This window comes from Gardnerella massiliensis (genome assembly GCF_003408845.1).
GTDB lineage: Bacteria > Actinomycetota > Actinomycetes > Actinomycetales > Bifidobacteriaceae > Bifidobacterium > Bifidobacterium vaginale_H.
The window spans coordinates 23693-37188 of record NZ_LRTV01000011.1; the positions used below are offsets into that span (position 1 = coordinate 23693).

13 protein-coding genes are annotated in these 13496 nt (G+C 41.7%); all 13 read right to left on the reverse strand.

The window, feature by feature from the left end; genetic code table 11:
• Nucleotides 1-30 precede the first annotated feature (30 nt).
• Nucleotides 31-2838: a phage tail spike protein gene (locus AXE77_RS05940; RefSeq protein WP_116712569.1), complete on the reverse strand. Its 2808-nt coding sequence runs from the start codon at nt 2836-2838 to the stop codon at nt 31-33.
• 12 nt (nt 2839-2850) lie between these two features.
• Nucleotides 2851-3513 (reverse strand): hypothetical protein, encoded by a 663-nt coding sequence (locus AXE77_RS05945; protein ID WP_116712570.1) that lies wholly within the window; start codon nt 3511-3513, stop codon nt 2851-2853.
• 2 nt (nt 3514-3515) lie between these two features.
• Nucleotides 3516-6083, reverse strand: coding sequence for a hypothetical protein (locus tag AXE77_RS05950; protein WP_116712571.1), 2568 nt, complete (start codon nt 6081-6083; stop codon nt 3516-3518).
• A 251-nt stretch (nt 6084-6334) separates the two neighbouring features.
• Entirely contained in the window at nt 6335-6700 is a 366-nt protein-coding gene (locus AXE77_RS05955) for a hypothetical protein (RefSeq protein WP_014554474.1), read from the reverse strand.
• A 17-nt stretch (nt 6701-6717) separates the two neighbouring features.
• Nucleotides 6718-7290 (reverse strand): major tail protein, encoded by a 573-nt coding sequence (locus AXE77_RS05960; protein ID WP_116712572.1) that lies wholly within the window; start codon nt 7288-7290, stop codon nt 6718-6720.
• A complete protein-coding gene (locus tag AXE77_RS05965) occupies nt 7274-7612 on the reverse strand; it encodes a hypothetical protein (protein WP_116691949.1) in 339 nt (112 codons plus the stop codon). The genes AXE77_RS05960 and AXE77_RS05965 overlap by 17 nt, the downstream gene beginning before the upstream one ends.
• Nucleotides 7605-7985 carry an HK97 gp10 family phage protein gene (locus AXE77_RS05970; RefSeq protein WP_116691948.1) on the reverse strand — a complete coding sequence of 127 codons (381 nt, stop codon included), beginning with the start codon at nt 7983-7985 and terminating at the stop codon, nt 7605-7607. Before AXE77_RS05970 ends, AXE77_RS05965 begins: the two co-directional genes overlap by 8 nt.
• Nucleotides 7982-8314 (reverse strand): phage head closure protein, encoded by a 333-nt coding sequence (locus AXE77_RS05975; RefSeq protein ID WP_116712573.1) that lies wholly within the window; start codon nt 8312-8314, stop codon nt 7982-7984. Before AXE77_RS05975 ends, AXE77_RS05970 begins: the two co-directional genes overlap by 4 nt.
• Complete coding sequence (locus tag AXE77_RS05980) at nt 8315-8593, reverse strand: head-tail connector protein (RefSeq protein ID WP_112928570.1); 279 nt, start codon at nt 8591-8593, stop codon at nt 8315-8317.
• A gap of 28 nt (nt 8594-8621) precedes the next feature.
• Nucleotides 8622-9806 (reverse strand): phage major capsid protein, encoded by a 1185-nt coding sequence (locus tag AXE77_RS05985; RefSeq protein WP_116712574.1) that lies wholly within the window; start codon nt 9804-9806, stop codon nt 8622-8624.
• Between the two features lie 2 nt (nt 9807-9808).
• A complete protein-coding gene (locus tag AXE77_RS05990; protein WP_240612670.1) occupies nt 9809-10555 on the reverse strand; it encodes a head maturation protease, ClpP-related in 747 nt (248 codons plus the stop codon).
• Entirely contained in the window at nt 10509-11798 is a 1290-nt protein-coding gene (locus AXE77_RS05995; RefSeq protein WP_116712575.1) for a phage portal protein, read from the reverse strand. Before AXE77_RS05995 ends, AXE77_RS05990 begins: the two co-directional genes overlap by 47 nt.
• A 9-nt stretch (nt 11799-11807) precedes the next feature.
• Nucleotides 11808-13400, reverse strand: a complete 1593-nt coding sequence (locus tag AXE77_RS06000; RefSeq protein ID WP_116712576.1) for a terminase large subunit — start codon at nt 13398-13400, stop codon at nt 11808-11810.
• Nucleotides 13401-13496 lie beyond the last annotated feature (96 nt).

The following is a 13496-nucleotide window of genomic DNA, read 5'->3' on the forward strand; positions in this document are numbered from 1 at the left end:
ACGCTTCCACCCGCGTTCACTTCCGCGTTTTTAATAGTATTTAACTTTCATGAGTATCCCGTTTTTAAACACCATGTGAGCGTTAGAACCCCATTTTGAAGCTTTCCCATCCTGGTTCATTTCAATAATCTGCACATAGTTAATATCCGCGTCTACTCCTGCACCGTCTTGCCAAACAGGATCTATAATCTTGTTACCATGCATGTAAAAGTTGCATCCAGCGTGAATACCATACTCTTTATAAATGCTTTGTGAACGTGAAAAACACAGCATAGTCGCGTATGTTTCTTCATCAGCTGATTTACGTTGCGCGAAAGCCATATACTTTCCGTCGTTAGTAAGATGAAAAACTAGACCCTTGTGAGAATTATCTTCTTCCCACTCGCCGGTTCCAACATAGCCAATATACACGCCGTTACGGTAGAAGTTGTTTCCGTTTTTATCAAAAACAGCTCTTTTATGATCCTCATCAACTTCACCATCGTAAAGTTCTATCTGCCCGGGTGTTATTTGCACGTATTTACTCGAATGGTTAAACCCGAGAAGGAAACTGTTATAGTTTTGCTGCATGAAACTACCAAAATCACCTTTTTTAACCATTGAAGATATGGAATCTTCTACTATGGTTAGTTTAGAAATAGCCTTATCAGCCGTGGATTTAGCAGCCTCAATGTCTTTATCTTTAACTCTTGCCCAAGCGAACGTTCTAAAACTACTTATACTGTCAGCTGAAACGTAATGCCATAGTTTGCTTGTTCCAGCTTTATACGGGTGTTCAGACTCAGGATAATTTTCACCTTTAACCTCAATAATGTTAATATCTTCAGGCAGTTTAGACACGTATCCTGAAATTTCTCCTGAATACTCTTTTTTAATGCTATCAATCTTAAAACCATAATTGTCAAACGGAGACCAGTTAGTTCTAAAATGTAGCCAAAACTCGTTTGATGGAACAAACACTGTTGCGCCAGAAATTTTTTCACCAGTTAAACCCGGTATAGCGTAAATTTTATCCTGATACTTGTAAAAAATGTCTACAAAATCGTCAAAAGCTGATTCCGTATGCGACTTCTCATTAAATTTTACGGCTAAACTTTCCTGCTTAACAATAAGCCTGTAAGCGTAGCCGGTTGACGTGTCGTAGAAAAAATCACCAACATGCTGCATTTTTTCACTATCAGTCAGCCACAAGCTCATAGGAGCGTTAAAATGGCTTGGAGTATACGAACCGTAATAGTTACCGTTTTTCTGTTTAAGACTATGGTTAACGCTTTCAACACCAGCCTCAATCTTACCGTCTGTAACATTTAGTTTCGTGTTGATTTCACTTATCGTGTAATAGTTTTCAAGCCGCCTACCAGTGTCTTTTATAGCCTCGTTTTTTGCTTTACTAATCTGCTTTTCTACCTGGGAAGTGTAAGAAACTGAAAGTTTTTCCGCGTCAATCGAATGTCCGATAATCCTGTCACCATACACCATGCCGTCAAGAGTCATCGCAGTACTGTAAGGGCCTGAAAAACCGTTATGGCTTCCAGCAATACCATTCATGTTAACCTGTAAAACTTTTGTAGCAGTGTTCTTATCAGGCGTATCCATGTAAAGGTCACGAACCCACATGCCTTTACTATCGTATTCGCTTATCTTATAGCCGCTTTGAGAATTACCCATTTGCGCTTTAATATTATCGATCGCAGCTTTAACACGCTCGTTGTCTATTTTTCTAGCTTCAACCGCTTCTTCTTTTAACGTTTGAACAGCATGCGACACGTTTTGCACATACCCTTTAGAAATCCTGCTCGCAAGCACGATTCTAACTTCGCCTGGTTTTTGAATCGGTATAGTCTGTTTTACTACAGGAAACACTCGGTCCATGCCAAATTGTGGAGCGAGGCAACGAACCCTATCCCCACACTTAATCGTCGCATAATGTAAACCTAACTCGGATAAGTCAACCGCGCTAAGGCTTATTTCTACATGCTCAAACTGGTTATCCTGTAACCATTTAGTAGCTTTGCGCATAAGATTAGTTGGGACTGTCACATTATTGAAATTAACAACTTTACAAACCCAGCCGAATGTTTTTTGCGCTTCGCGAGATACTATATAGTTTTTCCCATTGTTTATTGAAGTAATATCAACATGCTTTTTAAGAACCTCGTTTTCACTATTCTCGTTTTCCAACTCTTTGCCGAGAGGAATAACCGCTGTAGTAACATCCTCTGCTGAAAGGTTTTCCGCGTATTCAAGCAGGTTTAAGCCGAAACTAATATGCTGGCTTGTAGCTTTACCTATTTCCTCCAAATGCAGGTAGTCTAAGTAAAGTTTCCCGTCTTCTTTTCTAAGACGTAAATATCCGCCAAGTTTTTCAACCATTTTTCCCATGATCGCTTCAAGCGTGGTTTCAAAATTAGTAAACCTGTAGAGTGAATCATTCGAGTCAGATACTGTGACGAAACCAATTCTTATTTTCTTATAATCATCTACTTGACTGTTATGAGCTTGTAAAAGTTTTTCTAAAAGCTGGTAGGAACTCTGATCATGGTATTCTTTCTGAGGTTGAATACTATCAGCTAAGTAAGTTAACAACCCTACGCAAGTTACTTTCTTACTACCATACAAGTTTTTTACTTGTTCTCTAACCTCGCCGAAGAAAATCTCCTCATCGTCACGCCACACGCTTACTATTGATTTCCGGTTTTTAATAAGCTCATAGCAAGGGTTTTGACTCGGGCAAGTAAACGTTAACGTTCCTGCAGTATTAAGCTCCAAGTTTAACGTGATATCATCAAGTACCGCTTTGTCATCATTTGGATAGTAAATCGTATTATTATCAAGCATGATCCTGTACACTCACAACCACCCCCTTTTATAGGAAATATTTACCATCCCGTTTCCAACGAATGTTAAACTCATGTTTGTTTTTGAACGAAGCTGTGGGAAACGGTTAACGCCTGTTTTAATCTCATAGTTTTTACCATTAGAATCCAGTAGCATACTGTTAGATGACAGGTTGTTAAATTCTGGGATCAGTGTCATGTCAAAATCGTGAACGAGTGTTATTTCACGCTTATCATCTACTTGCATACCCCATATTGTGTGAACCCCATCCGAATCATCTACACTATACTTATATGGCTGCAGCTTATAGTTGAGTGTGAGAGTTGAATAGTTTTTATCCGATTTAAAATCACTAACCCACATTCGACCCTGATAGTAGAACAATGGTTCATCATCAAGAGACAGTTTCACACTCTTGCCGTGGATTAACGTTTTAACACTATGGCATGTTTCACTCCACTTGTTTTTGTTTGCAACAATGAATTCAAAACAGCCTTCACGCATCTCGTATAACACTTCACCGGCAAGACTTTCACTAATATCAATACTTTCCTGCCTGCCTGGTATTTGCAAATACTCTAATTTGGGTTCTGGAAGTTGAACGCGTGGACGGCTTGTAGCAACAAGCCCTAGATCGTTAAAACTATGCAACCCGTTTATTAGCATCCCATACACTTTTACCACCCCCTTGTTTTTCTTGTTTGAAGCTTGAAAAGCTCACTGTCCATCCTGTGCGCGATACCACCCACTAGTTCGCCAGTGTCGAGCACAATACTCTGGTTGGAAAACTGTGGGAAATACGCGTCCATAATCGCTAGAATCTGGTTCATAACACTAAGCATTTGCGTGTTCGCTCCCGCGCTCATATTCTGCAAAGTATCAAGCCCCATGATCACTTCGGGACCTTTTTCACCGCCGCCAAGCATACGCCCGTTTTTCTCACCGAAAATAGTCGCCCCGTTTAACAGCATTGGCTTGTTCATTGCTTTCTTATACCAGTCGATAGCAAGATACGGTACAGACGGTGGCGTAAGAGAGAATTGTCCTTTAATACTAAAATGCGGCAGTTTAATATGAGGAAGACTGAGTTTTATGTTAGAGAAAAACCCTGTTATAGCGTCGATTACTGCTTTAACCTTGTTTTTCGCAGCTTCTATTGGAGTGATGATAGCGTTTTTAATACCATTCCAAACTGACACAACCGTGTTTTTAATACCGTTAAACACAGACTTAACCATGTTTGCTACTGAATTAAACACTGTTGAAATGCTTGTTTTAATACCGTTTACCACGCTCATGATCGCGGTTTTAATACCATTCCAAACGCTTGTTGCCGTGTTTTTAATACCGTTTAAAACGTTAGTGAAAAACGATACGATACTATTCCAAACGTTCATGAAAAAGTTTTTCACACTCGACCACAGTTTGTTCCAACTAGTGCCAAAGAAAGACAAAAACACGTTAAAAACGTTTTTTAACGTGTTCAATACTGTTATGAACGTGTTTTTAACCGCGTTCCAAACAGCAGTAAAAATTTCTTTTACGCCATTCCAAAGCTGAGACCAGTTACCGGTAAACAAGCCTATAAAAACGTCTAAAACGCCTGTGATTAAATCAAGAACGGTTTTGAAACTAGTAAAACTTAAATTTAAAGCGCCTTCAAACAGTGGAGCTAGAATAGCACACAAACCATTCCACACTGTTTTAAGCCCTTCAACAATACTCGTGAAATCAATACCAAGGCTTGACAGTTTTTCTTTAACACCATTAACAAAACCGGTGAAAGTTTCCTTGATTTTCTCCCAAACAGCAATAACACTGTTTCTAAACTCTTCGTTAGTGTTCCATAAGGTTACAAAAGCTGCTACCAGAACACCAATAACCGCAACAACCGCGAGTATTGGCGCGGATACTCCACCTAAAACAGCGCCTAACCCTTCAAGAATGCTAGAGCCGGAAGTAAAACTTGCGAACATTTTACCTATAAACAAAGCTAGTTTAGAAAACCCTTGTATAGCAACACCTATTTTAGAAATACACGTTCCAAGAACCACTAAAAAAGGGCCGACTGCCGCAGCAATCAGCCCAAGTGTCACTATAAGTTTTTGGCTTTCTGGAGAAAGCTGTTTAAATTTAGAAAGCCATGCTGATATTTTCTGCATTAATGGTGTTATGACGGGAAGTAAAACATTACCAATAGTCGCAGCAATATTCTGCAACTCTGTTTTTAGAATCTTCATAGAACCCGAAGCGCCCGCGGCTTCACGCCCAGCCTGCCCTTGAGCGTCAGCAGTCTGCTCCATAATAAGAGCCAAAGTAGCAGCCTGTTTCGCTTGCAAGCTCATCGCGCCTCTACCATCATGCAAACCCATGGCAAGAGCTTTAGCTTTAATAGTCGCCTCGTTAACACCCATACCATAATTGTCAAGCATCGCATTATTACCTTTAAGCGCGCCTGTTAAAGCAAGAACAGCAGACTCGGTTGTGCCACCAAACATAGCAGACAAGTCGCCTGCAAGAGCAACCAGCTTCTGACTCATCTCGGCTGCTTCAGCATCACTTTTCCCACCAATATTTTTCAACATCGCGCCCATAGTATTCGCATACTCTAAAGCTTGACCTTGAGCAATACCATAATAGGATTTCAAACTTCCTGACCATTTAAGCATCTTGTTAGCAGACTTACCGTAAATCTGCTCTGTCGCACCCATAGCATCCTGTAAGTCTGCTGCAGCAGTAAAACCAGCAGTACCAATAGCAGCAATCGGCAGCGTAACTTTCGTGCTTAAACTTTGACCAAGAGATGACATACCATCTCCTAGTTTCTTTATCTTTTTACTCGTACTATCAAACTGGCTACTAAGCTTGGTTAAACTAACACTACCTACCTGTTTTAATTTTTCTTTTAAACTATCAAGATTATTTTCTGTTTCAACAATCTCACGCTGCAACGCATCATACTTGTCTTTACCAAGCTCCCCGTTTTCCAACTGTACTTTAGCCTGCTTATCCGCCTGTTTCAAAACGTTAAGCTTATTAGACGTTTCTTGGATTTCTTTCTGCAAAAAAGCCTGTTTTTGGCTTAGAAGCTGCGTGCTTGTCGGATCAAGTTTCAAAAGCCTATTAACATCACGAAGCGACTGTTCGGTTGAGCGAATAGTCGAATTCACCTGTTGTAAAGACTTATCTAAGCCTGTAGTATCCCCACCAATTTCAACAGTAATACCTTTAATCCTGTTTGCCATAACTTCACCTCCCTTTTCTTTCTTAATTTACGCGTGAAAAAATTCAGATTTTCTGTTTAATACCGCATTGTGAGAATGTTTGGTTCTCGTTTAGAACCTGTCAAATTCTGTTTGGCTTGCGAGCTTATCGTATTTCACACTATCGTTTGCTTTCTCCGTCCACATGTCTAAAACCATGCCGATGGTTAAAAGATCCAGTTCGCAAATACTAATCCCGATTTCTGTGCATCTAAGAAGAAACAACGCGGTTGTCATTTGCCGTGTTGTTGTTTTAAATTTTTTTTAGATTTTACTTCAGTTTCCAAGTTTGCTCCCCAAAGTTCTAGAATTTCAGGAAGAATCTCGTAGATAGAAAACATTTCAAACTCGTCAAGCCACTCATCAATACTCGCTGGAATACTATTATCCGCGTGATAAGCCATGATATAAGCCACGTTTTCAAAAATTTCAAGATCTGCTATTTCAAAAACACCCTCGTTGATTTTAAACGACTGCTCTAATTTTGACAGGTCTTTGAAAATATCACGCTTGAATTTAATACGATACAATCTTGGAATAGTGGCTGAAGAACGAAACTTCACGTCTTTACCATTTACTTTTACTGTTTTTTCTAACACGTTTACCCCTTTAAAACTTATTTGATTTCCGCGTTAGCCTGCGGAACATACACGCTCTTATACCAGTTCTCATAGGTTTCTTTTGAAGTAGTGTCACCGCTACGGGATTTCACCAAACCATCTTCTCTAGGATCAGCCGTAAGCGACAAAGTTTCCGTACCCGGTTCTATAGTGTCTTCCTTAGTTTCTGACTCAATAGACGGTCGTGTTGCTGAACAGTTATATAAAACGTGTCTGATCGCGTTCACGTCACCATCAAACTCAAACAGGAGCGCGAATTTTTCTGTTTCACTAATCTTCGCGTTCTCAACCAGCACACCATTTTTATCTAGTTCTTCTCTCAGTATTTCCGTCCTAAACCATTCAGGTATAAGAGCAATTTCCAAGTCGCCACTGTAACCGTTGTTCGCAGTCGACCTGAAGTAAACAATCCCGTCAGCGTAAAACGGTGAGGATTCACCCTCAGCCTCAAGGCTTATACTCACCGCCCCCGGAATCGGCTTAGGCTCACCGTAGGAGAAACCACTCGAATCTTTTTTAAGTTTTGCCGCATACACGTTTTTCAGATTGTATTTAACCTTGTTTCCCATTTATTGTTACCTCCATTTCAAAAATGTAGAGTGTTTCATAAAGCTGTTCCGACTCTATGAACGCTTCTGTTTTGTTATAAAAAATGCCGTGCCTATCAAGCACGGCCTCAACTTGTTCTTCCAGCACGGGGTTCTTATAGTCCGCGTATAGTTCAATATGAACTTCGTTTGCTTTAAAATACGTTTTCCCGTCTGCCGCAAAATTACTGCTCGCAGGCGTTAAAAACAGAAGAAAAGGCGGATTAGGTGATTCTCCCTCAGCAAAATGGTGATAGGCGAAAGGAAAACCTATCTCCCTCATAATGTTTAAAAGATTACCCATTTTTAACCGCCTCCTCTATTTCTTTTTCAAAACTTCGTACCGCTTTACTTTCAGCCTCAGCAATGTGTGCTCTAGCTTCCACGCGTCCGCCGCCTCGTTTAGCATGCCCGTACTCTAACAAGTGTGTAAGCTGATACTTGTTTCTAGAATGCACTACGAGAACTAGCCTGCTGCCTGTTTCGCTTAATGTTTTAACAGCCCAACTTTTCGCATACGCTCCAGTTCGTTTAGGAGCTGTCATGTTAATTTCTTCTTTTGCTGTTCTACCAGCGTTTTTTACTGCTTCTTTTACTTTCCCGGTCGTAACTTTCGCGTAAGTTTTAAGCTCTCTAATAACTTCTTTAGAGAGGCTGCCAATACTTACTTTGCTCACTTTTTACACCTCTTACAATGAAGTTTCAGGCTTTTCTTCTTATAATTCATGTGGTCAACACCTAAAATCTCATAAAACGTATCATGGAAAATAATCCTGTAACCAAGCGATGAGACTACAGCTGTTTCTTTCGAATAGCGGATAGTAAAATCTATTTTTGACTCATCCCACACGTTTCCTGCATTAGTCTGCTCAGATGGGCTTTCAGCACTTACCGTCGCGTAACACTCGTAATATTTACTCCACTTAATCTTATGGTTACCAATATCATCAATTTCAACACTGTTTTTAAGCAGCACAATACGCTCGTTTAATAAGCCTATTCTCATTTAAAACCCCGTTTTTCTAACAGTAAAAAGCATCGAACGTAAAGTGAGCATAAGCGCGTGGTGGTCTGCTTCTTCCCGATGCTCATACAAGTAGCCTGTAGCGTATAAGACTGCGAGCCGATACTCGTCAAAGTTTTCACTAATCAAACTAGTATCGTTTTTACGAGCTACTCCCTGGCAGAGTTTTTCAGCAGAATGAATAAGGGTGTTGATAAGCTCATCATCTTCTCTACTATCCACCCTAAGATAGTTTTTTGCTTCCTCAACTGTAACTATCATCAACACCCCTCCTTAAACCATCTTTTTTTTAGGCTGCTACGCTTGTTTTAACCGGCAGAATCTGCACTGCTTCTTTAAGCACGAGTTTGCCGTCTACACGCTCTTTAGCAACGAAACCTATCATGCCGTTTCCAGCGAAAAGCTCGGTAAGCTCTTTAAACGAGCGTGAACCACGGTCGCCAATGTTGTAGTACGAGTAGTCGCCAAAAGCTACCATGTTTTCAGGCGCGTAAGCAGACGTGTATACCGGGTATCCGAGAATCCTGTTCGGCTCATCATCCTGGTATGAAGGCTGCCAAACGTACGCACCGTTATTGTCTTTAAGTTTTCGTATGCTCGCGACTGTTTTATCGTTCATAATAAAACTCGCGTTTTTACGGTATGGTCGCCTCAAAGCGTGAATAAGATCAATCAGATCATCAGTTTTAATACCGGCAGTTTCTTTAAGGAACGTGCCGCCGTCTTTCTTGTTGAAAATACCAGTCGGTTTTCCCACGCCATCCCCGTTAAGAAAAGCGTCTTCCTCAGCGTTAGCTAACGCCATACCGAAGGATGTGAGAAGATGATTCTCGAGGTTAAACGCATTATCATACAAGAGTTCTTCAGTAACTTTTACCGCAACGTGAAGCTTATGAGCGTCAAGCAGGATTTGAGCAAACTTGGAATCACCAAAGTTAAGGCTTGCGCCTTCTTCAATCCAAGCCGCCGCAGGATCACTCATCGCAACATTAATCTTACGCTCGCCACTAGTAGTAATCGTGGTAGCAAGAGAGCGAATAATGTTTTCTTCTTTCAACGTTTCAATCAGACGATTATCATACTCTTCCGGCACAAGATACCCACCATCAGCGTCCACGCCTTCCTGCAACACGTTATCGACTCGTTTAAAATTACTTCTAAGAGCTGTAAGCATCGCCTGCTTATACTCGTCACGCGCACGACCTTGTTTTTCAAGGTTAACACCTGTTTTCATAGGTTTTGCAACAATCGCTTCAGATGTTGGTTTTGAAAGCTCCTTATCCATCACTTCCATCTGCTCCAAGCGTTCAATTTCCTTACTGTAAGCTTTCACTTTCGCTTCCATCTCATCGTAAGTTTTCGCGTCTTCTTCTGAAATAAGCCCGTCCTTGTCACGCTTAGACTCAAGGAAAGCTTTCGCACCCTGCCAAGCCTTATTACGTTTCTCAACCATGTTTGAAATACTGTTCATCATATTTACCTCCAATTTTTGATTAAAAAAAGACGATCCATAAGATCGTCTGCACTAATATTGTTTGTTTCCTTACCGCTTATCCGGCAGGCTTTACATATTTTTTCCAATAACGTGTTTTGCACGCTTAATTTTGAATACAATGTTGAAACCTGTGGTATGCCAATATCAGTGGTTTCACCTCTAGTTAAAACACCGTCCGCGAACCCGAGTTCTACCGCCTTGTTAGCATCCATCCACGTTTCCGAATCCATTAAATGCGAGAGTTTCACACGGTTAAGCCCTGTTTTAATCTCGTAAGCGTTAATAATGGACTCTTTGACCTCATCAAGCATTGATATTGCTTTTTCCATTTCGCTTCTGTTTCCAAAAGCAACAGTCATAGGATTATGAATCATAAGCATTGACACCGGGCTCATATAAACCTTTGTCCCAGCCATCGCAATAACCGATGCAGCACTTGCTGCAATCCCATCAATCTTGACCGTCACACAACCCTTGTAATCCATCAGCATGTTATAGATTTGTGCCGCAGCCACACAATCCCCGCCAGGTGAGTTAATCCACACGGTAATATTCCCACTACCAGCGTTTAACTCGTCTTTAAAAAGTTGTGGTGTAATATCATCATCAAACCATGATTCTTCAGCAATCGTACCGTTAAGAAACAGTGTCCTCTCAAAAATCTCATTATTCTCATTAGTCTCATTGTTTTCCTTTTGGTTTTTCCACTGCCAAAACTTCCTCACCACCTTTTTCCTCCTTTCCGCTACTGTTTGCGAACGCTCCCGCACGGTTAAGCGGGAGCATGTTACCGTTAATCAAATACAAGTCACCACCCTCACAGGCGGGAATCTTATCCAAGTTTTCTAACTGTCTAATATCGTTCGCGCTCATCCAACCGTTTTGACGAGCGGTAGCATAACCATTCATACGACTCTGATAGTCTCCTCGAAGAAGACCATCCACGTTAAACTTCACATAATAAGTTTCTTTCTCCTTATCAGTAAAAAGCCGCCTCGTAATAGACTGTTCAAAACGCGCCACCCAAGGATCAAGCGTGTATTTCACAAACTCCAACGACTGCTGCTCAATATTAGAAAAACTCGACTTTTCTAAATCACCAACCATGTGTGGTGGGACTCTAAAAATACGAGCAATCTCGTTAATCTGAAACTTACGAGTTTCAAGAAACTGTGCTTCGTTAGGCGAAATAGAAATAGGCGTATACTTCATGCCTTCCTCTAAAATCGCTATCTTATGCGAGTTAGAACCCGAGAACCCCTTATTCCAACTATCCCTCATACCAGACGGATCTTTTACTGTTCCGGGGTATTCCAAGATTCCGCTTGGTGTAGCACCGTTAGCGAAAAACGATGCACCATACTCTTCCGTAGCTATCGCCATACCGATAGCGTTTTTTGCCATCGCAATAGGCGAATAGCCAACAAGCCCGTCAAAACCAAGACCGGGAATATGAAGCACGTCAAAGGGTTTAAGTTTCACACTCGTTTCTTTACCCGCTAAAACATCACTATCATTTAACGTATACTCGTAAAAAATTTGGCCACTCTCATCACGGTCAACTCTCATACGATCAGGCATTAAAGGGTATAAGCCTAAAACCTCGCCTTTACCGTTTCGAATAATCTGCGCGTAAGCATTACCCCATAACAGTAGATGCGTCATCAAAGTTTCTCTAAACACGAAGCTTGTCATTTCAAGATTCGGCTCATCATGAAGCACCTTATATAAAGGATGTTTAATCGCTTTAGCCGTACCCGTACTCGTCCGCTCATACACGTGAAGCGGCAGACTCGCCACCGCCTCAGACAGGATACGCACACACGAGTAAACTGCCGTCATCTGCATCGCCGAACGCTCATTCACCCTCTTACCCGACGAGGACGTACCCATTAAGAAACGATAACCGCCGCCTGCTATCTTGTTTTCAGGCTTATCTCTTGATTTAAATAGTCTGCTAAAAATGTTCATTGTCGCCTCCTACATAAACAAAATCCCGCGATTGTCATACACGCTTTGAGTGTTCGCGTTACCGCATCTGATAGCACGGTCAAGTGCCATAATGGTTGCGATAGCACCATCGATTTTCTCGGTTGATTTTTCCTTATCGCATTTAATGTTTCCTGCAGGATCAGTGCGGATGAAAATGTTATCCATGTTCCAGCGAAGCACCGGATGCCCTGCGTGTGCGATTTTCTGCTCGAGTGTAAGCTTCATAAGCTCCTTGGTAGGCGGACTCATATCCTTGAACCCTTGTCCGAACGGAACCACGGTAAACCCCATGTTTTCAAGGTTTTGCACCATTTGCACCGCACCCCAACGGTCGAAAGCAATCTCACGAATATTGAAACGTTCACCTAAAGTTTCGATGAATTTTTCAATAAACCCGTAGTGAACAACGTTTCCTTCCGTAGTCTTAATAAACCCTTGTTTTCCCCACACGTCATAAGGCACGTGATCTCGTTTCACACGCAAACTCAAGGTTTCTTCAGGCACCCAAAAATAAGGTAGGACACGAAACTTATCCGACTCATCTAAAGGCGGAAACACAAGTGAAAAAGCCGTAAGATCGGTAGTGCTTGAAAGGTCAAGACCCCCATAGCAGACCCTGCCCTCGAGTTCTTCTTCGTTCACCTGAAAAGCACAAGCATCCCATTTTTCCATAGGCATCCAACGAATAGACTGTTTCACCCACTGGTTAAGACGAAGCTGACGGAAAGCATTCTCTTCACCAGGATTTTGCCGAGCGGACTCGAAAGCAGCCTTAACTTTCTCCATTTGAACCGTCACCCCAAGAGAAGGATTAGCTTTCTTCCACACCTTAGGATCAGTCCAATCATCCGAATCTTTTGCACCATAAATCACGGGGTAAAAAGTTGGATCAATTTTCCTACCCTCGAGAATATCCACTGCTTTCTGATGCGTCTCATAGCAGATCGAATGCGTATCCGTACCAGCCGTGGTAATCAGAAAATATAGTGGCTGCATGCGAGCGTCCCCGGAGCCTTTAGTCATCACGTCAAAAAGTTTACGGTTTGGCTGCGTGTGAAGCTCATCAAACACGACACCGTGAATGTTAAACCCGTGTTTAGAGTACGCTTCAGCCGACAAGACCTGGTAGAAACTGTTAGTTGGTAGGAAAATAATACGTTTTTGCGAAGCTAAAATTTTAACCCTACGATTAAGAGCCGGACACATTCTAACCATGTCCGCCGCCACATCAAACACGATTGTTGCCTGCTGACGGTCCGCCGCACAACCATAAACCTCGGCTCGCTCCTCATTATCCCCACAGCATAAAAGCAGTGCCACTGCCGCGGCAAGCTCACTTTTACCCATCTTCTTAGGTATTTCAATATACGCGGTATTAAACTGACGGTAACCATTCGGTTTCACCACGCCAAACAAGTCCCTGATAATCTGCTCCTGCCAGTCAAGGAGCTTAAAAGGCTTACCCGCCCACGTTCCCTTCGTGTGTGTTAAACATTCGATAAAACTTACAGCATAATCCGCTAAATCCTTACTATACGTTGAATCTTCTTTTTTAAACTTAGTAACCTCGTATTTTTCCAACTTAAGCTCCTCCTTTCTTTAGGCATAAAAAAAAGACGCCTTCAGCGTCCACATCATTTCTTATCTTTCCTACGAGAAACAGGGCCTTAAAAGCCC

Bases quoted from the DNA above. Each gene is read 5' to 3' on its own strand.
- AXE77_RS05940 (WP_116712569.1), bottom strand. From the start codon at position 2,838: ATGCTTGATAATAATACGATTTACTATCCAAATGATGACAAAGCGGTA.
- AXE77_RS05950 (WP_116712571.1), bottom strand. From the start codon at position 6,083: ATGGCAAACAGGATTAAAGGTATTACTGTTGAAATTGGTGGGGATACT.
- AXE77_RS05960 (WP_116712572.1), bottom strand. From the start codon at position 7,290: ATGGGAAACAAGGTTAAATACAATCTGAAAAACGTGTATGCGGCAAAA.
- AXE77_RS05965 (WP_116691949.1), bottom strand. From the start codon at position 7,612: ATGGGTAATCTTTTAAACATTATGAGGGAGATAGGTTTTCCTTTCGCC.
- AXE77_RS05975 (WP_116712573.1), bottom strand. From the start codon at position 8,314: ATGAGAATAGGCTTATTAAACGAGCGTATTGTGCTGCTTAAAAACAGT.
- AXE77_RS05980 (WP_112928570.1), bottom strand. From the start codon at position 8,593: ATGATAGTTACAGTTGAGGAAGCAAAAAACTATCTTAGGGTGGATAGT.
- AXE77_RS05985 (WP_116712574.1), bottom strand. From the start codon at position 9,806: ATGATGAACAGTATTTCAAACATGGTTGAGAAACGTAATAAGGCTTGG.
- AXE77_RS05995 (WP_116712575.1), bottom strand. From the start codon at position 11,798: ATGAACATTTTTAGCAGACTATTTAAATCAAGAGATAAGCCTGAAAAC.